The sequence below is a fragment of the Kitasatospora sp. NPDC096140 genome (genome assembly GCF_040303045.1).
In the GTDB taxonomy this organism is placed as follows: Bacteria; Actinomycetota; Actinomycetes; order Streptomycetales; family Streptomycetaceae; genus Kitasatospora.
The window spans coordinates 34,812-56,409 of the sequence record NZ_JBEOUW010000006.1 but is presented as its reverse complement, the minus strand read 5'-3'; the positions used below and the strand labels follow the sequence as shown (position 1 = coordinate 56,409).

The window sequence follows — 21,598 nt, the reverse complement described above, 5'->3', positions numbered from 1 at the left end:
CGCACGGGCCTCTCGTACCGACGGCCCGGGTCCCGGGGCGATCGGTTGACGTGGTGGGAGACGGTCAGGAGCGCGTGGTCGCGGCGAGGGTCAGCTGGTTGCACAGGAGGGCCAGTGCGACGACCGCACCGACGAGCAGCCAGCCACTGGAGGAGACGTGGGAGTCACCGAGGAAGAGGGTGGCCGCGACCACCGCCGCCAGGCCGGCGGCTCCGCCGACCACGGCGGACGCACGCCGGAGGCCGCGCACCGGCACCGGTCGGCGCACCGCGAGGAGCACGGCCGCTGCGGTGACGGCGGCCACCAGGTACAGCGTCGCGTCCACCCACCAGGCGGGCGCCCATGACCTGCCGTGCCAGATCACCAGCGGGCAGAGCAGCAGCGGGCACTCGGCCATCACTCCGAGCAGCACGGTCGTCGTCCGGTCGGCGTGCTTCGATCGATTCTTGTCGCTCACGTGGGACCCCCGTCTCCGGCCGTCACTATACATTCGGGGCGACCGGCCACGGCATGGAGCATCATTATTGACATTCCGTCACACAAGGCTCCTGCGTTTCTCGGGGCGCCCCCGCTCCGGCCGGACGCACCGCGTCTGTTCGCGGCGACAAATCCCGGCCGGTGTCCGCTGGCCGCGGGGACATGGCCGACGGCCCGCCCGCTTGGCACGGTGGGAGGCGCCGCCCCGGGAAGGTCCCGGCGGGCGGTGCCTGGAAGGACGGCGATCACGGTGAACGTGAACTCCAAGGGACAGTACGGGGATTACCAGAACGAGATCTACTTCGACGGGCTCTCCGGCGTGCTGCCGACGATGCCGATGACCTTCCCGGAGCTGGAGGCGCGGGCCCAGGCCGCGCTGCCGCCGTCGGTGCTCTCCTACGTCGCCGGCGGCGCCGGGGACGAGTCCACCCAGCGGGCGAACGTGTCGGCGTTCGAGCGGTACGGCCTGGTGCCGCGGATGATGGTCGGCGCCACCCAGCGGGACCTGGGCGTCGACCTGTTCGGGCTGAAGCTGCCGTCGCCGCTGTTCATGGCGCCGGTCGGGGTGATAGGGCTGTGCGCCCAGGACGGCCACGGCGACCTCGCCACCGCCCGCGCCGCCGCGAGGAGCGGCGTGCCGATGGTCGCCTCGACGCTGACCGTGGACCCGATGGAGGAGGTGGCCGCCGAGTTCGGCGACACCCCCGGCTTCTTCCAGCTCTACACGCCCACCGACCGGGCACTGGCGGAAAGCCTGGTGCACCGGGCGGAGGCGGCCGGCTTCAAGGGCATCGTCGTCACCCTGGACACCTGGCTCACCGGCTGGCGCCCGCGCGACCTCGCCACCAGCAACTTCCCGCAGCTGCGCGGCCACGCACTGGCCAACTACACGTCCGACCCCGTCTTCCGGGCCAGGCTCGCCAAGGCGCCCGAGGACGACCTCCAGGCGGCCGTCGTCGAGTGGATACGGATCTTCGGCAACCCGCTGACCTGGGACGACCTGGCGTGGCTGCGGTCGATCACCGAGCTGCCGATCATCCTCAAGGGCATCTGCCACCCCGAGGACGTCCACCGGGCGAAGGACGGCGGCGCGGACGCGGTCTACTGCTCCAACCACGGCGGCCGGCAGGCCAACGGCGGGCTCGCGGCGATCGACCTGCTGCCCGACGTGGTGGCGGCGGCGGACGGGCTGCCGGTGCTGTTCGACTCCGGCATCCGCACCGGCGCGGACGTCGTCAAGGCGCTGGCCCTCGGCGCCACCGCGGTCGGCGTCGGCCGCCCGTACGCCTACGGCCTGGCGATCGGCGGCGTGGACGGCATCGTGCACGTGCTGCGCTCGCTGCTCGCCGAGGCCGACCTGATCATGGCCGTCGACGGCTACCCGACGCCGGCGGACCTGCGCGCGCAGGGCGCGATCCGCAGGCGCTGACGCACCGCCGACCGCATCGGCCCGGCCCCCCGACAGGGGGGCCGGGCCTTCGGCGTTCGCGGCCCGGGGCCGCGCCGGATCGGGCGGTGACGCGCCGGCCGGTCAGGCGGTGGCGGCCGTGAACTCGACCAGGTGCCGGGCGACCGTCTCGGGCTGGTCGAGGTGGGCGGGGTGTCCGGCACCGGGGACGACGACGGCACGGGCGAGCGGGCTCGACATCGCGGTGGCGGTGGCGTGTTCGGCCGGCCAGAACTGGCTGTCGGCACCGGCCAGGATCAGCGCGGGCACGGTGATCCCGGCGACGGTGTCGCGCCAGTCCTGGCAGGCGTGGTCGAACAGCAGGGGGTAGGTGTCGGGGGTGATCAGGCGGCTCATGCCCTGGCCGCCGGCCCGGCGGATCCGTGCGTCGGTTGCAGCCTGGTCCGGCCAGGCCCGTCCGTGGCCGGTGTTCACGGCGGTCGGGTGCAGGAAGAAGGTGCCCAGGTTGTCGGCCGTCAGGCCGTAGAAGCCGTACGGCCAGTCCGCACTGTTGATCATCTTGGGGGTCTGGTCGACGGTGACGATCCCGGCCAGGCGCTCGCAGCCGAAGAGGCTGACGTAGGCCCAGATCGCGCTGGCGCCCATCGACGAGCCGACGACGGTGACGTCGTCGAGGTCGAGGTGGGCGAGGAGGTCGTGCAGGTCCTTGCCGTGGCGGGCGATGCGGTGGCCGCGCGCGGGCCGGTCGGACCGGCCGTGCCAGCGGCGGTCGAAGGAGACCACCCGGTGGCCGGCCGCGCGCAGGGCCGCCCACTGCAGGGCCCAGCTGTCGGCGGGCGCACCGTATCCGGCGATCAGGACGACCGGACGGCCCGCTCCCCCGTCGTAGTAGTGCAGGGCGGTGTTGTCGCTCGCGACAAAGTGCGGCATGGCTGCCTCCAGGAGTGATGAGCAGAGAAGAGGGTCGGAGGAGAGGGTCAGACGGCGGGCCGACGGCGCCACGGGTGTCCCACAGCGACGGCGACCGCGCAGGCGAGGAGGGTGTCGGTGAGCCGGGCGGTGAGCACCGCCCCGCCCGAGGGCAGGCCGGGCACGGCCAGCACCAGGACGACGACGCTCGCCAGGGCGGTGTGCAGGGCGTACGAGAGATCGGTGGCGCCGGGGAGCAGCGCGCCCACCAGGGCGGCGAGCAGCACCAGCGCCCAGCCCGACAGGAACTGCGCCGCCACGGCGGCGGCCGGCACGCCCAGGACCGTTCCGGCGACCCGGTCGCCCACCCGCCGCAGCACCGACGCATCGGCCGGACGGAAGGCCAGTGCCGCGGTCAGCGGAAGCCAGAAGGCGTGGTCGGGCCGCAGCACCTCGGCGAGGACGGCGGCCGTCCCGACGCACAGGGGCAGTCGCAGCGCCGCCCGCCACTCGGGCCGCCCCCGCACCGGTCCCCTCGCCGATCCCGGTGACGGTCCCTGCGGGGGCGCGGGCGCGCGGCGGTTTCGGCAACCGGCCGCGACGATCAGCAGACCCATCGGCGCGCAGCCGAGGCCGTACAGCGCCACCGTGCGGGCGGCGCCCGGGCCGTGGCCCAGTCCCGTCCCGATGGCGGTCAGCACCATCAGCTTCAGGCCGAACAGCTGGTCGGCGGGCCGAGCGCTGCCGACCAGCCCGGCGACCAGCGCGGCCGCGACCATGCACGCCACCTGTCCCCATCCGGGTGAAGGCGCGCTGCGGCCGAGCAGCAGTCCCGCGGCTCCCCCGGCCAGGACCGCGGCGAACCGGGCCGCACGTTCGCGCGCCGGCCCGCTGTGGTCGCCGTTGACGCTGCACACCGCGCCCGCCACGGCCACCGGCACCCCGGCCGGACCGGCCAGCGCATGTGCGCCGACCAGCGCGGCCGTGATCGCGACCGCGCTGCGGACCGTCCGGTCCCACGGCACTGCGGCGGGACGACGGGGGCGGCGCACGGCAGGGGCCTCCTGTGCGAGAGCGGTTCGGGCGGTCCCTCCACCCTGGCCGGGCGGCGCGGCGGCGGCCATGGTGCGCGGGACAGCGACCCCCGGGCCAGAATTGTCCGTGTGAACAAAGAAGCCGATTCGCTCGCCCGCGAGCAGCGCGGACGCGTCCTGGCCGCGCTGTCGCTGGAGGACATCGCGGCGGGCGCCGCAGTCACGGTCGTCCGGGAGGTCCCCGCCTACCACGGGCACGACGCCGACCGGGTGCGGGCCGAGCTGCTCACCGTCCTGGCGCCGGTCATGGCGTTCCTGCGCGAGGAGCGCGACGCCACCGCCGCCGAGCAGGCGCAGTTCGCCGCCTTCGGCGCCCTGCGGGCCGAGCAGGGCATCGGGCTGGAGCCGCTGCTGGAGGCGTTCCGGCTGTCCACCCGGCGCGCCTTCGACGCCCTCTACGAGGAGATCCGCCGCGTCGACGCCCCGCAGGCCGGGCTGGAGCTCGCCCGGGACTTCTGGGCCGGCTGCGACCGGCTGTCGGCGGCGGTGGTCCGGGGGCACCGGGAGCGGGAGCTGGAGAAGGCCCAGGCCGCCCAGGAGCACCGCACCCTGCTCCTGCGTCAGCTGCTCACCGGCGACCTGCCCACGGAGTACCTGGCGACCGCCGCCACGACGCTCGGCCTCGACCTGCGCACCGAGTACCACGTCTGCCACGCCCGGCCGGGGAGGGGCCGCACGATCGCCGCCGTGGAACGGGCCCTGCGCCCGCACACCGCCGCCCTGCTGGCCGAGCCGGGCACCGACCGGGTCGTCGGGCTGACCACCCGCCCGCTCCCGGCCCGGGTCGCCCTGCCGGCGGGCCTGGGCCCGGCGCGCCCGCTGTCCCGGCTCCGCGAGTCCCTGGCCGAGGCCGAGCGCTGCGACGAACTGGCCGTCGCCTTCGCCCTCGACCGGTGCGTGCGGAGCGGCGAACTCCCGCTCCACCTGGCCGTGCTGGCCCTCCCGGCGGTCGGCGATCAGCTCGTCGAGCGGTGCTTCGGCCACACGTCCGGTGAACGTCGCACCACCCTGGTGCGCACCGTCGACGCCTACCTCGCCGCCGACGGCAACGCCGACCAGGCCGCCGCGGCCCTGTTCGTGCACCCCAACACCCTCCGCTACCGGATCCGTGCCCTCACCGCCGCCAGCGGCCTCGACCCGGCCCGCACCGAGGACGCCCTCGCCCTGTGGTGGGCGGTGCGCCGCCTCCAGGCGAGCGACGACTCCGGGTGAGCGACGCCTCCGGGTGAGCGACGCCTCCGGCGCGCCGGTCCCCGTCGGGCGCGCAGCTCCTTCGGGCGCGCGAACGTGCCGCCCCTGCCGGGCCGTTGACCGGCAGGGGCGGTACGGGCGACCCGGGGGGTGGCAGGGGGGCAGCACCGCCCGGGACCGGGTCAGCGGGCGTAATGCCGCTCGAACCGGTCGATCACGCCGCCCGCGACCTGGGTGGCGAGGTTGCCCCGGGTGAGGTCGAACAGGTGGCCGGCCCACGGGAGTTCGACGCTGCGGTGCGGAACACCGGCCCGCGCCAGTGCCGCGTCGAGCAGGCGCAGCTGGGACGGCGGGATGAGCCGGTCGTCCCGCCCGTGCACGCTGAGCGTGGCCGGCAGGCCGGGCCGGACGTGGTGCACCGGCGAGGAGGCGTACCACCGGTCGGGCTGCTGCTCCCTGGTGCCGCCGACGTACTCGCGGGTGGCAGCGCGGATCAGGCCCGGGGCGGTGGAGTGGGCGAGGGCGTCGTCGAAGTCGGTGGTGCCGTAGAAGTTGATGACGGCCCGGACGGAGGTGTCCGGGTGCGGGACGGTCGGCGGGAACATCGGGTCGCCCTGGGTGTAGGCGGCCATCATGGCGAGGTGTCCGCCGGCCGACTCGCCGAACAGGGTGATGTCCGACGGGTCGACGCCGAAGCGGTCGGCGTTGTCGCGGACGAAGCCGACGGCGGCCTTCACGTCGCCGGGGCCGGTCTGCCAGTCGGCGTGCGGCAGCAGCCGGTAGTCGATGGTGAAGACGGCGTAGCCGCGGTCGGTGAACCACGTGCCCCACGGGTAGCCGTCCTCGCGGCTGCCGATCTTCCAGCCGCCGCCGTGCACGTACACCACAGCCGGGCGGGAGCCGCCGGCCCGGGCCTTCCCGTGCGCGGGCAGGTAGTCGAGCTTCAGCCCGGTGCCGTCGACGGTGGCGTAGGTGAGGGTCCGAGCGTCGTGCGGGCGCCCGGAGCCGAGCGACAGGCCGTGCCCCAGGTAGCTGCCGAGGGACACCGTGCTCCCCTCGGCCGACGCCGTGCGCGCGAGCGCGACGCCCGGAACGACGGTCATCACCAGCATCAGCGCCGCGCACAGTCCCGAGAGCCAGGTGGCCGCCCGGGCCCGCCGCCGCCACGCCGCCAGGGCCAGCCCCAGGCCGGCCACGAGCAGCACCAGGGTGATCTCCTGCGCGCCGTCGATCCCGAGGGCGAGGAGCGCGGTCGCCGTGGTCGGCACGGGGACCGTCATCAGCACCGTGACCAGGACGGCGACCAGGCCGAGCAGCGCGGCGATCGTGGTGACGACCCACGACCGGCGGCGCCGGGGGGCGGCGGCACCGGGGACGGGCACGGGCCCGCCCGGATCGGACCCGCAGTCGGCCCTACGTGACAGCAAGCGGTTCATCGCGGCACTCCGTTCGCCCGGATTCGGTGGCGGCGCCCCGGCCGACCGGGGGCGGGGCGCCGGGAACACGAGGGCGGAAGCAGAGCCGTCCCCCGGCACGTCCGAGCGGGCCGGTACGGCCGAACTCCCGGACGCGGTCCACCGTGCCGGACGGGCACCGGCGGAACCATGGCGCCCGGAACAGCGCCCACCGGGCCGGACCTGTCGGCCGCGACAAACCGCGGCAGTCCCGCGACACCCCCGCGACAACGACGCGCACCCCTGCGCCGAGCGGGTGAGGCACCTCGCGTGCCGCGGTCCGGCCCCCGTCGGGCGCCCCGACGATGAACCAGTCCCTACCCCTCCCCGGCCAGGAGCCTCCCGTGCCCAGGTTCACCACCAACGACGGCGTCTCCCTGCACTACTACGACGAGGGCGAGGGCCGGCCCGTCCTGCTCGTCCCCGGCTACGGTGCGCCCGCCGACGACTGGGCGCTGCAGTGGGCGCCACTGCGGGCGGCCGGCCACCGGGTGATCTCCCTGGACCGCCGCTGGCACGGCCGGTCCGACCGGCCCGCCTGGGGCCACCGGATGTCCCGCCACGGCAAGGACATCGACGACCTGCTCACCGCCCTCGGCCTGCGCGAAGTCGTCGCGGTCGGCCAGTCGATGGGCGCCAACACCATCTGGGCGTACGTCAGCCTGTTCGGCACCGACCGCCTCGCCGGGATCGTCACCGTCGACCAGAGCCCGAAGATGGTCAACACGCCCGACTGGCCGTACGGCTTCTACGGCCTCACCGACGACAACCTCGGCACCTTCTTCGACACCCCCGCGGCGTTCGCCACCGGGCGCGGCCGTGCCTGGCCCGACGCGGCCGAACTCGACGCCGCCGTCAAGGCCGCCGGCGGCCGCGGCGCCGAGAGCCTGATCACCCCCGACACCCGTCCGCTCCTGCTCGACCACTCCCGCCAGGACTGGCGCGACACCGTCGCCCGCGCCGACGTGCCCGTCCTGATCACCGCCGGCGCCGAGAGCCAGTTCTGGCCCGCCGAGCACGCCGCCGCCACCGCCGCCCTCAACCCCGGGGCCACCTCGACGGTCTTCGAAGGCGCCGGCCACACCGCCCACGTCGACCGACCCGACGCCGTCAACGAGCGCCTGCTCGCCTTCGCCGCCTCCCTCCCGGCCGGCGGCTGACAGCCCGATCACGGTCTGGCCGAACGCCGTCGCGCCTCCCACGCCGACCGACCCGACGCCGTCAACGAGCGCCTCCTCGCCTTCGCCGCCTCCCTCCCCACCGGCCACTGACAACCCGGTCACCCGGAACCCCCCTCTCCACCCGGGAGACCGGCGAACAGCGCCGCCGCCGTCCGGCTCGGGGCGGGTGGGGGGCGAGCCCCGGTCAGTCGAGCAGGACGCCCGGGTTGAGGATGTGGTGGGGGTCGAGGGCGGTCTTGGCGGCGCGGAGGGCGAGGGCGAAGGGCTCGGGGCGCTGGCGGTCGTAGGCGGGGCGGTGGTCGCGGCCGACGGCGTGGTGGTGGGTGATGGTGGCGCGGTGGCGGTGGAGGACGTCGTTCGCGGCGGCCTTGATGTCGTCCCAGATCCGGACCTCGTCGCCCGGGCGGCCGGCGACGGCGACGGTGAAGTAGGGGGCGGCGCCGTCGGGGTAGACGTGGGTGAGGCGGCAGTTGACGGTGGCGGGGTGTCCGGTGGCCGTGCGGGCCGCGGCGGCCACCTCGGTGCGGACGTCGTCGATCAGGGCGGGGATCCTGTCCCAGGTGGCTGCGGTCTCGAAGGTCTCGACGACGGCGCCCATCCGGGCCAGGCCGTCGCGCAGGTAGGGCATGCGCAGGAAGGCCGAGCGCCAGGCGCTGACGGCCGGGTCGGTGTCGGCACCGGCGGGTTCGGTGTGGGCGTCGGCCGGGTTGGTACGGGCCGGGGCGCCGCGGTCGGGGCCGGGCGGCGCGGTGCGGCCGCCGTGGGCGCGGGCGATGTCGAGGGCGTCGGCCAGACGGTCGCGGACGGGGCCGGTGGCCGACTCGAAGCCCAGGACCAGCACGGTGGAGCCGTCGCGGGAGGCGCCGGAGAGCAGGGCCTCGCCGGGATCGAGCAGACGGCAGTTGGCCGGGGCGAGGTCGGTCTGGGCGATGGCGCGGACGGCGTCCAGCGCGCGGTGGAAGTCGCCGAAGGCCACCGAGGCGGAGGCTTTGTGGCGGGGACGTTCCTGCAGCCGCATCCAGGCCTCGGTGATGACGCCGAGCGCGCCCTCGGAGCCGAGGAAGAGGCGGTCGGGCGACGGACCGGCGCCGGATGCGGGCAGGCGCCAGGAGGTGCCGGCTCCGGCGGGCGTGATCACGCGCAGGGACTGCACGAAGTCGTCGATGTGGGTGCGGACGGTGGCGTAGTGCCCGCCGGCCCGGGTGGCGAGCCAGCCGCCGAGGGTGGAGAACTCGAAGCTCTGCGGGAAGTGGCGCAGGGTCAGGCCGTACGGGCGCAGCCGGCCCTCCAGGACCGGCCCGAGGGCTCCGGCCTGGATGCGGGCGGCTCGGCCGACGGTGTCGATCTCCAGGACCCGGTCCATCGCGGTCAGGTCGAGCGACAGGACGGCACGGTGGGCGTCGCCGCGGTACTCCACGCCGCCGACGACGGAGGAGCCGCCGCCGAAGGGGATGACGGCCACGCCGTGTGTGCCGGCCCAGTCCAGGAGGTCCGCCACGTCCTGGTCGCCGGTCGGGTGGGCGACCAGGTCGGGGATCCGGCCGGGCCGGCCGCGCAGGGCGCGGATGACGTCGCGGTAGGCCCTGCCCATCGCGTGGGCGGCGCGGGCCCCGGGGTCGGCGGTCACCAGGTGCGCCAGGGAGGACGGGGGCGTGGCGGCCGGGCGGGCGATGGCGAGGTCGGCGATGCGGGGCACCGGCAGCGGGCGGGCCAGGGTGCCGGGCAGGAGGGCTCCCAGCGCGGCGCATTCGGCGTCGTCGGGGTGGGCGTCGGCGTAACCCCAGCCCCACCAGGAGCGGGTGCGGGGGGATCCGGGGTCGGACGGGGCGGCAGGCATGGCGGCGCTCCAGCGGGGTCCAGGTAACTTACCCATTGGTAAATTACCCTAAGGTAAGATCGGTTCCATGACAACGCTCCCCTCCAAGGCCGACACCCGGGCCGGTACGCGGGCCGACTCCCGGACCGACACCCGTACCGGTACCCGGGCCGGCACCAAGGGCGTGCCGCGGGCCGACCGCGAACGGCAGGTCCTGGCCGCGGCCACCGAGGAGTTCGGCCGCCACGGCTTCGAAGCCACCACCGTCGCCGCCGTCGCCGCCCGCGTGGGCGTCACCAAGCCACTGCTGCACCAGTACTTCGGCAGCAAGCAGGACCTCTACCTCGCCTGCCTCGACCCGGTCGGCGACCGCCTGCTGCACGCCATCCGCACCGCGATGGCCGAACCGGACACCGACGCGCCGCCCACGCCACTCCGCGTCCTGCACGCCCTCTTCGCCGCACTGGACGGGCAGCGCGAGGCGTGGTTCGTCCTCTACGACCCGTCACTGCCGCCCGGCAGCGACGCCGCCCACCGCGCGGCCCACTACCGCGACGCCATCGACGACCTCGCCGCCGACGGCGCCGCCGGTCTCCTCCGGGCCGCCGGATCCGACGACCCCCTGGACGCCGACGCCCTCCGGTACGCCTGGCGCGGTCTGTGCACCGCCCTGGTCCGCTGGTGGATCAACCACCCCGACCAGTCGCCCGACGCCATGGCGCGACGCTGCGCCCGGCTCTTCTCCGCCGCCCGCTCCGTCGTGCCCGCCGACGGCGAACCCGCCTGAGCCGCACCGGCGTACCGACGTATCGGCCTACCAGCACACCGGCGCGCCCCCGGCCTACCGCCGCGCCCGGGCCGGGTCCGTCAGATGCCGTCCTCGCGCCCGGCCCGTCCTCCTGCGGCCCGTCCTCCTGCGGTCAAGCCACGCCCCGGAACACGTACGCCGTCATCGGGGCGGTGACCGGCCCCGCACCCAGACGGGCCGTCACCTCCGCCACGACGGCGGCCCGGACGGACGGCCCGTCGCCGCGCTCCTCGACGGCCGCACGCACCGGCGTCCCGGTGAGGAACCCGAGGGCGACGTCGGCGGCCGACACGGCCCGGCCCTCCAGCGTCAGCTCCCGCTCCTCCTCCACCGTGTACCCGGCGGCCGCGAGGTCGACGGCCACGGCGGCGGGATCGGCGTAGCCGTGCGGGACGGTGGGGAGGAACTGCGGCGGGTCGGCCGGAAAGGCCCGCTCCAGCCCGGCCTGGACGGCGGAATCGAAGGCGTGGCTGCCCAGCGGGCCCCAGGTGTTGAACAAGAACCGGCCGCCCGGGGCCAGCACCCGACGGACCTCGGCGAAGGCCGCGACCCGGTCCGGGAAGAACATCACGCCGAACTGGCAGGCCACCAGGTCGAAGCCGCCGTCCGCGCCGTCCGGGAACGGCAGCCGCTGCGCGTCGGCCTGCCGCCACACCGCGCCCGGGGCCCGGGCCGCCCCGAAGGCCACCATGGCCTCGTTCAGGTCGGTGGCCGTCACCTCGGCCGACGGTGCCGCCGCGAGCAGCTCCGACGTCAACACGCCTGTCCCCGCAGCCAGTTCAAGGATCCTTCGGGGGTGGAGTTCCGCCGCTCGGGCGGCCAGGTCCTCGGCGAAGGGGCGGAAGAGCACCGGTACGAGGTACTGCTCGTAGGCCGCCGGCATGGACTCGGACCACCGCCGGTCGGCATCGCTTGCCATCATCCTCACGACGGTAGCGCCGCGCCGGAAGGCCTCCGCCCCGCCGCGCCGCCGTACGGCCGTACCGCCTTCGACGAGCGCGGGGCCGTGCACGAGCGCGGGGCCGTGCACGAGCGCGGCGCTGCCGGAGTCCGTGGACACGGCGTCAGAGCGGGCCGCCGCCGAGCCGGGGGCGGACTCCGAGCCGCTGGTACAGGACGCGGCGGGACCGGCGCTCGCGCGTGACCAGCCCGGCCCGGTGCAGGATCTGCAGGTGGTAGGAGACGGTCGCCGGGGCCAGGTACAGCCGCTGGGCCAGCTCCGCGGTGGAGCGGGGCTCGCTGAGTTCGGCCAGGATCCTCGCCCTCGTCGCGCCGATGAGCCGGTCCTCTCCCGACGCTGCGAGGCAGTCAGCCGGGGCCGCCGGATAGATGATCAGCGGGGTGCGCGGGGCGGGCGCCCCCGGCTCCCCGGCGCAGAAGATCGCCTGGTTGACGAAGACGCTGGGCACCAGGATCACCGCGCGGGCGTCCACCGTCAGACCGTGGGGGCTGCCGGGGCGCAGGCGGAGGGTCAGGCCACCGTCGCACCATGCCAGGTTCGGCGCCAGCCGGTTGAGGGTGTCGGCGAGCCCGTGGTACGCGATGGCGGTGGCGCGGGCGCTGACGTCCGCCTCCAGCCGGGCCCGGATGCCGGGCCACGACGGCTCCAGCGCCGCGTGCCAGAACTGTGCCATCTCGTCGGCGAGACGGTGCGCGAAGGACCGTTCGCCGCGGTCCAGGGCCTGGAGGAGCGGTCGTGGCGCCCCCTCGCCCGAGGCCGGATCCCACGGATGGCCGTTGACGGCCAACGCCAGCTCGTAGCCGATCCGTTCGATGGGGGCGGTGGCGACGCGGTGCAGGGCCGCGTCGACGCTCGTCTCGAAGCCCTGCGACTCGGGCCGCAGGAAGTCCGGGGCGTAGCCGCACGGGCCACCGCCGCCCACGGCACCCAGCAGGCCGAGCCGGTGCTGCACCAACGCTTCCCTGGTCCGGGCCCGCCAGTCGGCGCTGAGCGCTTGCGGGGTCCGCCGGAGGGAGTAGATCAGGTCCTTCGCGGAGTCCAGCGGGGACACGGCGAACCTGACGCCCCCCAAGCCTTCGGCGCCCAGGTTGATCCGTATCACGGTCCGTTCCCCCTCGCACCGGAATGTGAAAACCATCGAATCATTCGACCGGCCCCACCGATCGGGGATTTCCTGGATTCACCGCACCAGCCCGCACCCGTCCCGTCCGTCCTGTCCGTCCGCTCCGCCCCCGCACGCGGTACCGGCGGCGCCGGCGCGGGCGGCGCCGCTCGGCGCGATCGGCTCGGGAGGCTGGGAGGCCCGGGAGGCTCGGAGGCCCGGGAGGCTCGGGAGGCGGCTGCGGTCAGCCGTCGGGCTCCGCCCTCATCGGGGGTCGCTAACTGCTCTCGAATAAGTGTTCATGAGTGTCTTTCAGGTGTCATGAGTGTCGTATGTTCGTGTGTATGAACCTGACGGAGTGGGCACGCGCACAGGGGGTCGCCCCGCGTACTGCGTACCGCTGGTTCCGTGAGGGCATGTTGCCGGTCCCTGCGGAACGAGTGGGGCCGCGCACGATCCTGGTGAACATCGACGCGAACACCTCACCCCCTGTGACCGGCGGTGTGGGCTTGTACGCCCGCGTCTCCTCCCGCGATCAGAAGGGTGATCTGGAGCGGCAGACTGCACGGTTGTCGGCGTGGGCAGTGAAGGCCGGTCACAAGGTCGTCCGGGTCGAGTCCGAGATCGCCTCGGGCATGAACGGCTGCCGTGCGAAGGCGAGGCGGCTGCTGGCCGACCCGAAGGTGACCACGGTCGTGGTCGAGCACCAAGACCGGCTCGGCCGCATGAACGTCGAACTGATCGAAGCGGCCCTGTCCGCGACTGGGCGCCGCCTGGTGGTGCTCGATGACGGTGAGGTCGAAGACGACCTGGTCCGCGACATGGTCGAGGTGCTGACATCGTTCTGTGCCCGCCTGTACGGCCGCCGGTCGGCGAAGAACCGGGCGAGGAAGGCGCTTGAAGCGGCGGCTGCCGATGACTGAGTCGAAGAAGAAGCAGCTCCGCACGATCGAGGAGCCGTTCGTCGCGCTCGGTCCGTCCGGTGTGGCGATACGCGACCGTCTCAAGCACCTCACGCCCGAGGACGACAAGGTGTTGCGCCTGGTCGGCGAACACCTCGGACACCTCGCCTCCCTGGACCTCAAGAACCGGTGCGCTGACGGCCTGGACCACACCTCGGATTCGTGGGCGGCCCGCAAGCAGGGCCTGACCGCCGACTCCTCGTCCCGGTGGGCCGGGGCGATCACGAAGGCCACCCACGATCAGTGGGCACTGTCCCGTCGCTGCCAGCTCGCCCACATCCAGGGCCTTGAGGCCGGCGTCCGCACGCTGATTCACCGCCTGGCCCAGCCGGTCGGGGAGAAGGGCACCAAGCGGGCTCCCGGCGGATACCGCAGCAAGGGCGAGTGGTTCCACAAGTCCCGCCGCCTGGCGACGCTGGAACACCGCCTCGATGACACTCGTGCTGAGCGGGAGGCCGGTGTCGTGCACGTCGTGCGCGGCGGCCGGCGCCTGCTGGGCAACCGTCACAACCTCGAACAGGCACAGCTCACCGAGCCGCAGTGGCGCCGGCGGTGGGAAGCCGAGCGGTGGTTCCTCGCCGCTGACGGAGAGACCGGCAAGCGGTACGGGAACGAGACGATCCGCGTCGCCCCGGACGGTGAGGTCAGCATCAAGCTGCCCGCACCGCTCGCCCACCACGCGAACGCCCCACGCGGCCGGTACGTCCTCGCCTGCAAGGTGGCCTTCCGGCACCGGGGTGCGGAGTGGCGCGACCGCATCGGAGCCAACCGGGCTGTCGCCTACCGCGTCCACCTGGACGTGGAACGGGGCCGCTGGTACCTCACTGCCTCGTGGACCAAGCCCGTGGTCAAGACCGTGCCGCTGGAGTCGGCCCGTGCTGAGGGCATGGTCGGCGTGGACACCAACGCGGACCACTTCGCCGCCTACCGCCTCGACCGGCACGGCAACCCCGTCGGCGACCCGCGCCGCTTCTTCTACGACCTGTCCGGCGCCACCGACCATCGCGACGCGCAGATCCGGCACGCCGTCAGCCAACTGCTGCACTGGGCAGGCCGGTGCGGCGTCAAGGCCATCGGTATCGAGAACCTGGACTTCACCGCCGAGAAGACCCGCGAGAAGCACGGCCGCAAGAAGCGGTTCCGTCAGCTCGTCGCCGGCATCCCCACCGGCAAGCTCAGGGCCCGGCTCGTCTCCATGGCGGCCGAGCGCGGCCTGTCGATCGTCGCCGTCGACCCCGCGTACACGTCGATCTGGGGCGATCAGCACTGGCGCAAGCCCCTGACCAGCAACAAGCGAAAGATGTCCCGACACGATGCAGCGAGCGTCGCGATCGGGCGACGCGCCCTCGGGTACCCGATCCGGCGACGGACGGCACCGCCCCACGACGACCAGAGTGATCGTCGTGGGCATCGGACCGCCCAGGCCGGACCGCGTGATCGAGGGCGCGAGGGAACCCGCCCACCCGTCACGGAGCGTGCACACGATGCACGCAGTCGGATCGGGGAACAGCGAACGCGGGAACCCAGCGCATCCAACACCGTTCGGGATGCGCGCAGTTCCGGGACCTGGCAGCAAATGTCACTCCTGGACACTGTTTAGGAACGGTGGGGCGGAACCCGACGACCGGGCCCCCTGCCGGACGGCGGCCCGGGTCAGTGGGTCGCCTCGACGGCGATGCCGACGAGCCGGAGGATCGCGTGACCCCAGGCGGTGGCGGCGATCAGGACGCCGAAGACGACGGCGGTGAAGACGGTGAACGCCTCGTCGCTGCGGGTGCGGGCCTCGGTGCGGCGCCGGAGTCGGATGACGATGAGGATCGCGAGGAACGCCGTCGCGCTGATCGTGTACTGCACTGTCCGCCCTTGACGCTGTGTGAGGAGCCGGTCACCCGGCGCATGCTGCCGTTCGGGTGAGCATGCCAGAGCGAGAGGCGGCCCGGGGCGGGTTTCGGGAAATCAGCCGGGTGCGAACGGCCCCGGCGGGCGCACGGCGCCGGGCATCGAACGCGGACGTTCGGACGACGGCCCGGAAGGGGACGGCCCGTGCCCGCTCGGGGGTTCGGGCAACGGGCCGACCGTCTCCAGCGTGCGGTGCGCGAGCGCTCCGCGCACCCGCGACTAGGCCGGCAGGTGACGCAGCACCGACGGCGGACGGCGCGTCGTGCGCTACGACCTGCGCGACAGCGGCACGTCGACGACCGTCGACCCCGAGGCTCCGGCGTACACGCTGCGCGAGATCCCCGGCGCGCGGCTGCTCGTGCTCGAACGGGCCGAGACCGCGATCCCCGACGCGGCCGCGGAGGAGATCGCCGCGGCGATGCTCACGCTCTGATCGTCAGGAAGCCGGTCGGTCGATCCAGAAGCGGGACTGGACGTACGCGGCGCGGTTGGGGTCGTCGGCCGCGACGTGGAGCGGGGTGTGGAGGCAGAGGACCCGGCCGCCCAGCCTCTCCTGCTCGGCCGCCAGCCACCGGGACTGCCAGAGCATCGCGGCCGCCACGCCCGCCAGGAACATGCCGATCGGGGTCCCCGTGGCATAACTGGCCGCGAGTCCGATCGCCAGGACGAGGAGCAGCGGCACGGTGAGGCCACGGGAGAGCAGGTCGAAGGTCTTGTCCCTGGCGACCGTCTCGGCGGTCGGCGGCGGAGGGGCCAGCTGCTCCAGCCGCGTCTCGTACCAGGGCCGACGGGCCTTCAGGTAGCTGAAGAACATCACCACGAAGAGGATCACGCCGACCAGCACGCCGTTCAGCGGGTCCGCCCCCTCGTCCGCGGCCGTGAAGGCCGGCACACAGCTCACCAGGCTCACGGAGAGCAGCAGAACCGCCTGGATCCGTACCGACTCGACGAGACCCATCAGTCTCAGACCACTGCTCACGAAACCGTCCCCCATTCGACCAAGATCGTCGGAATCGTAGCGGGCACCGGCCGCCCACCGGCACGCCGGGGCCGCGGAAGGCGGAGGCGCGGGTCGGCGCGGGTCGGCACGGGCTCGGCGCGGGTCGGCACGGGTTCGGCGCGGGTCAGTCGGTGTCGGGCAGGCCCCGGAGCTCGGTGTCCCAGTCGATGAGGTTCCCTTCCGTGCCCTGCGGGACCAGTGCGAAGGTCTCCCGGCGCAGCCAGCGGCGCACCTGCCGGGCCGGGAGGTCGATCAGGACGGTGCCGTCGTGGCCCCGCAGCATGATGCGCAGGGCGGTGCGGCCGTGGCAGGTGCAGGGCGGCCAGATGCGGACGTCGCCGAGGCCGACGGGCTTCTGCAGCCCCTCGCACAGGAGGTCGCGGGCGAACTGCCAGATGCCTCCGTCGGCTGCGGGCCCGAGGAATTCGAGGGCGACGGCGAGCGGGTCGTCGGCGTGGTACTCGAAGCGCACGGGGATGTCGACGGACCGGTGCTCGCCGAGGACGAGCCGGGCGTCGAGGAGGAGCTCGGTGCTGGCGGCGTCCGGGCGGGACTGGGGGCTGGGCAGCGGCTGGGGGACGGGCACGGGTGCTCCTGTGTCGGTATCGGTGGCGGGTGGCGGTGGAAATGTCGGTGGCGACGTCGGTATCGGGACGGAGGCCGACCGTACGGGGCGAAGGGCGCCGACGGGATGCCCGTTCCCGCCCCGGGCTCTGCGCACCGCCCGGAACCAGGGAAGACGGATCCGCGGACCAGGCTAGGAAGTGATCCCGGTGAACGTGTCCGGGCCGTGCACCGGCACGTGTCGATCCGCGCACCGTTGCGTCGATGCCGCCACGTCGGGTGCGCCTGCCTGCTCGCGGCGGGTGCGCCCACCGGCTGCACTCGGTGCGCCGTCGGAACAGGCGCCGGGCCCGCGCCTTCCTAGTCTGATGCCGCTTCGCACACCGCTCCGGCCGGCCGGTCGGTGTGCCCACGCCCCGCCCCGCAGAGCTTCGAGGGCTCCGTAGAGCTTCGCAGAGCTCCGTAAAGCTTCGACGGCTCCGTGGGGCTCCGCAGGGCTTCAGAGAATCCGAGGACTCGACAATGACGACCCCTGACACTCCCACCGTCGTGCTCGTGCACGGCGCCTTCGCCGACGCCTCCAGCTTCGCCCGGGTCATCCCGCAGCTGCTGGCCGACGGGCTGAACGTGGTGGCGCCGGCCGTGCCGAACCGCAGTCTGGTCGGCGACTCCGCCTACATCGCCTCGGTGGTCCGGCGGATCCCCGGACCGGTCGTGCTGGTCGGCCACTCCTACGGCGGCGCCGTGATCACCGTGGCGGGCGCCGAGGAGAACGTGCGGGCGCTCGTGTACCTGGCGGGTTACGCGCTGCAGGAGGGGGAGAGCCTGGGCGAACTGCAGGGCGGCTTCCCCGACTCCGAGCTCGCCTCCGCCCTGGTCTACACCCCCTTCCCGCTGCCGGGCGGGGACGGCGAGGCCACCGACGTCTCGGTGGAGGTCGACCGTCTTCCGGCGATCTTCGCGGCCGACGTCGACCCGGAGCTGACCCGCGTCCTCGCCGTCTCGCAACGGCCGCTCGCCGCCGCCGCGTTCGGCGAGGCCGCGCCCACCGCGGCGTGGAAGACCAAGCCGTCCTGGGGGATCGTCGCCACCGCCGACCGGACCATCAACCCCGACGTCCAGCGGTTCGGCTACGGCCGGGCCGGCGCGACCGCCGTCGAGGTCGACTCCTCGCACCTGGTCATGCTCGCCCACCCCGAGCGGGTCGTCGACGTGATCCGCGAGGCCGTCCGGACCGTGACCGACTGACCCGGCCGACCGGCCGGCCCCCCAGACCCGCTCCCCTTCCCACCCCGAGGAACCCAGGACCACCATGACCAGCCAGCCACACCTCCACCAGCACGGCCCCGAGATCCAGGAGTTCGGCACCGTCGCCCAACTGCCGATCGCACTCTCCCACGACGCCCGCCAGTACTCGTGCCAGCGGCTCAACCGGGTCCTCGCGGACACCCAGTTCCTGTACGCGCTCTACAAGAAGTGCCACTGGGGCATGCGCGGGCCGACGGCGTACCAGCTGCACCTGCTCTTCGACAAGCACGCCCAGCAGCAGCTGGAGCTGGTCGACGCGCTCGCCGAACGGGTGCAGAGCCTCGGCGGCGTCGCCGTCGGCGACCCCCGCCACGCCGCCCTGATCACCGGCGTCCCGCGCCCGCCGGACGGCATCGAGGGCGTGCACTCGATGCTCTCGCGGCTCCTGGACGCGCACGAGACCATCCTCGCCGACACCCGCGACGCCGCCACCCGCACGGCCGGTCTCGGCGACGACGGCACCCAGGACCTCCTGGTCTCCCAGGTCATCCGCACCGGCGAGACCCAGGTCTGGTTCCTCGCCGAACACCTCGTCGCCCCCGACGCGGGAGCCTGACCCCGTCCGGCCCGGGCCGGACGACCGCGATCCCGACCCCGGCCGGGCCCGTTCGACGAGGGCCCGGCCGGGGTCGTCCCGGCCTGTCCCGTCCTGTCCTCCGGCTTCGAGGCTCCCGGCTCTCAGAACAGGGCGTCCTGCTCCGTGGCCGGCGGCGCGGCGAACCGCTTGGGCGGCCGGCCGGCCACCGCGTCGAGGCCGAGGAGGGTGTGCCACCGGCCGGCTGTGCACCCGTCGGACAGCAGCCGGGCCAGCACCCGGGCGGTGACCTCGACGTCCGGCATCGCCCGGTGGCGGCCGACCGGCCTGGGGATGCCGTAGTGCCCGAGCAGGGCGTCCAGCCGGTAGGAGCCGAGCCCCGGCAGGACCGCCTTGGCGAGGCGGATCGTGTCCAGGAGCCGGGTGCCCGCCAGGACCGGGCAGTGCGCGGCCTGGTGAGCGATCAGCCCGGCCTCCGTGGCGGCGTGGTGGGCCACGATCCGATACGGAGGGCCGGTCAGGTGGGCGTCGAGGCGGGCCATCACCTCGGCGGCCGGGGCCGCGTGGGCGAGCAGCTTCGCGGTGATGCCGGTCTGCCGTACGTCCGACGCGGTGACGGGGACGTCGGCGGGCGGGCGGATCAGTGCCTCGAACCGTCCCACCTCGACGAGCCCGCCGCCGACAGGGCGCAGCGCGAGGACCGCGACCTCGATCGGCTCGGCCGGACGCCCGGCGGGGGTTAGCGCCTCGAAGTCCACCACCAGGAGGGTCAGTTCGGCGAAGCGCGGGTCACGCGTCAGCTGTTCCACGCCGCCGCCCCGTCCTGGCGGATCGTCCGCGCCCGCTGCCGGATCGACGCGCACCCGTTCCGCCGTTCTGCACCCGCACCGCCCCGGTCACCACCCGCCCCGAACCGTTCACCACCCGCCCCGCACCGGTACCGCCCCGTGCAACACGCGGCCCGCCGCCCGGTGCGCTTCGAGCCACCGGGTGAAGGCGTCGACCCGCGCCCCGGGATCCGCCCCGCCGGGCTCGACCGACTCGTCCGGGCCTGCCGGGCGGGTCGGCGGCGGCACGATGACGACCACGGCCTCGCCCCGCTCCTCGGCGGCCGTCAGCCAGCGGGTCGACACCGCGACCCGTGAGCCCGGCTCCCACCCCTGGCGGCCGCCGACCAGCACCAGCCGCTCGATCCGGCCGTCGGCTACCTCGATGGCGCCGGTCGTCACCGGCGGCTCACCGGCGGCGACCACGAAGCCGCTGTCGATCGCGGCCTCCACCAACTCGGTGTGGAGGTCCGTACCGACCTGCACGATCAGCTCCGCGACCGGCGGCCCCTGCGCCACGTGGCGCACGACCAACGCCCACACCACCGGCCCCTGGGCCCCGCCGCCGTCCGTCCCGCTCGCCATGCCCGTTCAACGAGCCGCACCCGCCGGACGCCCCCGGGTTCACCCGTCCGGGGGACGGGGCGGGGGTAGGGGGGTCGGGTCTCGGCGGCACTCTCACACCGGATGGCATCCCGAATAGTCATCCTATTAACCGGTACAGGTGATTTCGGCGCTCTTGTGTATCTTCCGACAACTACCATCCACTGTTTGTGACTGAACGTCAGAACAGCTCAACGGAACGGGAGTCCGCCGACGTCGTCGTCCTCGGTGCGGGGCCCGCCGGGCTGACCCTGGGAAACATCCTTCACGCACACGGGATCGACTGCGTCGTCCTCGAACGCGCCGAACGGGCGGCCCTGCAGCTCCGGGCGCGGGCCGGGTTCCTCGCCCCGAACACCGTCCGCACGCTGGAGCGCCACGGCCTCGCCGACGGCCTGCTGCGGCACGGCCGCCCGCACGGCGCCTGCGAGTTCCGCACCGACACCGGCACCTTCCGGCTGGACTACGACCGGCTCGGCCGCCGCGAGCACCACACCGTCTACCCCCAGCAGGACCTGGTCACCGACCTGTTGGCGCACTACCTGGACGCCGGCGGGCGGATCCGGTTCGGCGGCGAGGCCCTGGCCGTACACGACGCCGACGGCCACCGGCCCACGGTCGACGCCCGCGACGCGCAGGGCCGCCGCACCCGGTGGCACGCCCGGTACGTCGCCGGGTGCGACGGGCGCCACGGCGCGGCCCGGCGCTCACTGCCCCCGGGCGCGCTGCGCCACCACCGCGACCACGGCATCAGCTGGCTCGGACTGCTCGCCGAAGCGCCCCCGAGCCTCGACACCGTCGGCTACGCGACCCACCGGCGCGGCTTCGCCGGGCACATGGCCCGCACGCCTGACGTCACCCGCTACTACCTGCAGTGCGAACGCGGCACCCCCGCCGACGCCTGGAGCGAGGAACGCATCTGGGACGAACTCGACCTGCGGATGCGCTCCGCCGACCACGGACCGCTGCGCCGCGGCAGGATCCTCCAGCGCGCCGTCGTCGACCTGCGCTCCGACGTCGTCGAACCGCTGCGCCACGGCTCGCTCCTGCTGGCCGGCGACGCCGCGAGTCTGATCAGTCCCTCCGCGGCGAAGGGCGCCAACCTCGCCGTGCTGGAGGCCGAACTCCTGGCCCTGGCTCTGGTCGACGACCTCGCGCACGGTGACGCCGCGGCGCTCGACCACTACTCCCGGCGGTGCCTGGCCCACATCTGGCGCGCGCAGGAGTTCTCGCACTGGATGATCCGGCTGCTGCACACCGACTCCGGCGCGGTCTCGGGCCCGGACACCCGGGCGGATTCCGGAGCGGATCCGCGCCCGGACGACGAATCGTTCTTCCACGAATCCATGCGGCGCTCGCGCCTGGAATCCCTGCGCACCTCGCTCGCCCACCAGGACTGGTTCGCCGAGAACTACGTCGGCGTGTGACCCCGTCTGTTCCCGCCCCCACCTGTTCCCGCCCCTCCCCCGGCACCGCGGTCCGAACCGCCGGGACCCGAC

The 21,598-nt window shown here is 74.2% G+C and carries 22 protein-coding genes; 10 read left to right on the top strand and 12 right to left on the bottom strand.

All coding sequences use genetic code 11. From position 1 onward, the window contains the following. Positions 1-64 precede the first annotated feature (64 nt). Complete coding sequence (locus ABT048_RS07725; protein WP_350520404.1) at positions 65-457, bottom strand: hypothetical protein; 393 nt, start codon at positions 455-457, stop codon at positions 65-67. A gap of 276 nt (positions 458-733) precedes the next feature. Between ABT048_RS07725 and ABT048_RS07720 the strand changes: the two genes are divergently transcribed. Further along, positions 734-1,906: an alpha-hydroxy-acid oxidizing protein gene (locus tag ABT048_RS07720; RefSeq protein ID WP_350520403.1), complete on the top strand. Its 1,173-nt coding sequence runs from the start codon at positions 734-736 to the stop codon at positions 1,904-1,906. A gap of 102 nt (positions 1,907-2,008) precedes the next feature. Here ABT048_RS07720 and ABT048_RS07715 read toward each other — a convergent pair whose 3' ends face one another. Together ABT048_RS07715 and ABT048_RS07710 are read right to left on the bottom strand one after the other, a co-directional pair. Then, positions 2,009-2,815 carry an alpha/beta fold hydrolase gene (locus ABT048_RS07715; protein WP_350520402.1) on the bottom strand — a complete coding sequence of 269 codons (807 nt, stop codon included), beginning with the start codon at positions 2,813-2,815 and terminating at the stop codon, positions 2,009-2,011. 47 nt (positions 2,816-2,862) lie between these two features. Next, positions 2,863-3,846: an FUSC family protein gene (locus ABT048_RS07710; protein WP_350520401.1), complete on the bottom strand. Its 984-nt coding sequence runs from the start codon at positions 3,844-3,846 to the stop codon at positions 2,863-2,865. Between the two features lie 111 nt (positions 3,847-3,957). Here ABT048_RS07710 and ABT048_RS07705 point away from each other — a divergent pair, with 111 nt between their 5' ends. After that, positions 3,958-5,100, top strand: coding sequence for a PucR family transcriptional regulator (locus tag ABT048_RS07705; protein WP_350520400.1), 1,143 nt, complete (start codon positions 3,958-3,960; stop codon positions 5,098-5,100). A gap of 161 nt (positions 5,101-5,261) precedes the next feature. On the opposite strand, the gene ABT048_RS07700 is transcribed toward ABT048_RS07705, so the two are convergent. Beyond that, entirely contained in the window at positions 5,262-6,461 is a 1,200-nt protein-coding gene (locus tag ABT048_RS07700; protein WP_350520399.1) for an alpha/beta hydrolase fold domain-containing protein, read from the bottom strand. 416 nt (positions 6,462-6,877) lie between these two features. Here ABT048_RS07700 and ABT048_RS07695 point away from each other — a divergent pair, with 416 nt between their 5' ends. Next, positions 6,878-7,693 carry an alpha/beta fold hydrolase gene (locus tag ABT048_RS07695; RefSeq protein ID WP_350520398.1) on the top strand — a complete coding sequence of 272 codons (816 nt, stop codon included), beginning with the start codon at positions 6,878-6,880 and terminating at the stop codon, positions 7,691-7,693. A gap of 205 nt (positions 7,694-7,898) precedes the next feature. Here ABT048_RS07695 and ABT048_RS07690 read toward each other — a convergent pair whose 3' ends face one another. Continuing rightward, positions 7,899-9,551 (bottom strand): FAD-binding oxidoreductase, encoded by a 1,653-nt coding sequence (locus ABT048_RS07690; RefSeq protein ID WP_350520397.1) that lies wholly within the window; start codon positions 9,549-9,551, stop codon positions 7,899-7,901. A gap of 67 nt (positions 9,552-9,618) precedes the next feature. Between ABT048_RS07690 and ABT048_RS07685 the strand changes: the two genes are divergently transcribed. Beyond that, positions 9,619-10,317: a TetR/AcrR family transcriptional regulator gene (locus ABT048_RS07685; RefSeq protein ID WP_350520396.1), complete on the top strand. Its 699-nt coding sequence runs from the start codon at positions 9,619-9,621 to the stop codon at positions 10,315-10,317. Between the two features lie 133 nt (positions 10,318-10,450). Here the strand turns inward: ABT048_RS07685 and ABT048_RS07680 are convergent, their stop codons facing one another. Together ABT048_RS07680 and ABT048_RS07675 are read right to left on the bottom strand one after the other, a co-directional pair. Then, positions 10,451-11,260 carry a class I SAM-dependent methyltransferase gene (locus ABT048_RS07680; RefSeq protein ID WP_350520395.1) on the bottom strand — a complete coding sequence of 270 codons (810 nt, stop codon included), beginning with the start codon at positions 11,258-11,260 and terminating at the stop codon, positions 10,451-10,453. 142 nt (positions 11,261-11,402) lie between these two features. Next, the gene (locus ABT048_RS07675) at positions 11,403-12,401 is read right to left on the bottom strand and encodes an ArsR/SmtB family transcription factor (RefSeq protein ID WP_350520394.1); all 999 of its coding nucleotides are present in this window, start codon (positions 12,399-12,401) and stop codon (positions 11,403-11,405) included. 344 nt (positions 12,402-12,745) lie between these two features. On the opposite strand from ABT048_RS07675, the gene ABT048_RS07670 reads away from it, so the two are divergent. Together ABT048_RS07670 and ABT048_RS07665 are read left to right on the top strand one after the other, a co-directional pair. Next, positions 12,746-13,324: an IS607 family transposase gene (locus tag ABT048_RS07670; RefSeq protein WP_350520393.1), complete on the top strand. Its 579-nt coding sequence runs from the start codon at positions 12,746-12,748 to the stop codon at positions 13,322-13,324. Further along, positions 13,317-14,963, top strand: a complete 1,647-nt coding sequence (locus ABT048_RS07665) for an IS200/IS605 family accessory protein TnpB-related protein (protein WP_350520596.1) — start codon at positions 13,317-13,319, stop codon at positions 14,961-14,963. The genes ABT048_RS07670 and ABT048_RS07665 overlap by 8 nt, the downstream gene beginning before the upstream one ends. Before the next feature lie 53 nt (positions 14,964-15,016). On the opposite strand, the gene ABT048_RS07660 is transcribed toward ABT048_RS07665, so the two are convergent. Beyond that, complete coding sequence (locus tag ABT048_RS07660; protein ID WP_350520392.1) at positions 15,017-15,217, bottom strand: hypothetical protein; 201 nt, start codon at positions 15,215-15,217, stop codon at positions 15,017-15,019. Positions 15,218-15,524: 307 nt separating this feature from the next. On the opposite strand from ABT048_RS07660, the gene ABT048_RS41675 reads away from it, so the two are divergent. Next, a complete protein-coding gene (locus ABT048_RS41675; RefSeq protein WP_402803282.1) occupies positions 15,525-15,695 on the top strand; it encodes a hypothetical protein in 171 nt (56 codons plus the stop codon). Positions 15,696-15,698: 3 nt separating this feature from the next. Here the strand turns inward: ABT048_RS41675 and ABT048_RS07650 are convergent, their stop codons facing one another. Then, entirely contained in the window at positions 15,699-16,241 is a 543-nt protein-coding gene (locus ABT048_RS07650; protein ID WP_350520391.1) for a hypothetical protein, read from the bottom strand. A 145-nt stretch (positions 16,242-16,386) separates the two neighbouring features. After that, on the bottom strand, positions 16,387-16,848 hold the full coding sequence (locus tag ABT048_RS07645; RefSeq protein ID WP_350520390.1) for an SsgA family sporulation/cell division regulator: 462 nt from the start codon (positions 16,846-16,848) through the stop codon (positions 16,387-16,389). 500 nt (positions 16,849-17,348) lie between these two features. Between ABT048_RS07645 and ABT048_RS07640 the strand changes: the two genes are divergently transcribed. Together ABT048_RS07640 and ABT048_RS07635 are read left to right on the top strand one after the other, a co-directional pair. Beyond that, on the top strand, positions 17,349-18,074 hold the full coding sequence (locus tag ABT048_RS07640; protein WP_350520389.1) for an alpha/beta fold hydrolase: 726 nt from the start codon (positions 17,349-17,351) through the stop codon (positions 18,072-18,074). Between the two features lie 64 nt (positions 18,075-18,138). Beyond that, positions 18,139-18,690, top strand: coding sequence for a Dps family protein (locus ABT048_RS07635; RefSeq protein ID WP_350520388.1), 552 nt, complete (start codon positions 18,139-18,141; stop codon positions 18,688-18,690). Positions 18,691-18,812: 122 nt separating this feature from the next. Here ABT048_RS07635 and ABT048_RS07630 read toward each other — a convergent pair whose 3' ends face one another. Then, entirely contained in the window at positions 18,813-19,478 is a 666-nt protein-coding gene (locus ABT048_RS07630; RefSeq protein WP_350520387.1) for a 3'-5' exonuclease, read from the bottom strand. Between the two features lie 108 nt (positions 19,479-19,586). Next, on the bottom strand, positions 19,587-20,081 hold the full coding sequence (locus tag ABT048_RS07625; protein WP_350520386.1) for a hypothetical protein: 495 nt from the start codon (positions 20,079-20,081) through the stop codon (positions 19,587-19,589). 188 nt (positions 20,082-20,269) lie between these two features. On the opposite strand from ABT048_RS07625, the gene ABT048_RS07620 reads away from it, so the two are divergent. Continuing rightward, positions 20,270-21,526: a 4-hydroxybenzoate 3-monooxygenase gene (locus ABT048_RS07620; protein WP_350520385.1), complete on the top strand. Its 1,257-nt coding sequence runs from the start codon at positions 20,270-20,272 to the stop codon at positions 21,524-21,526. The last annotated feature ends 72 nt before the right edge of the window (positions 21,527-21,598 follow it).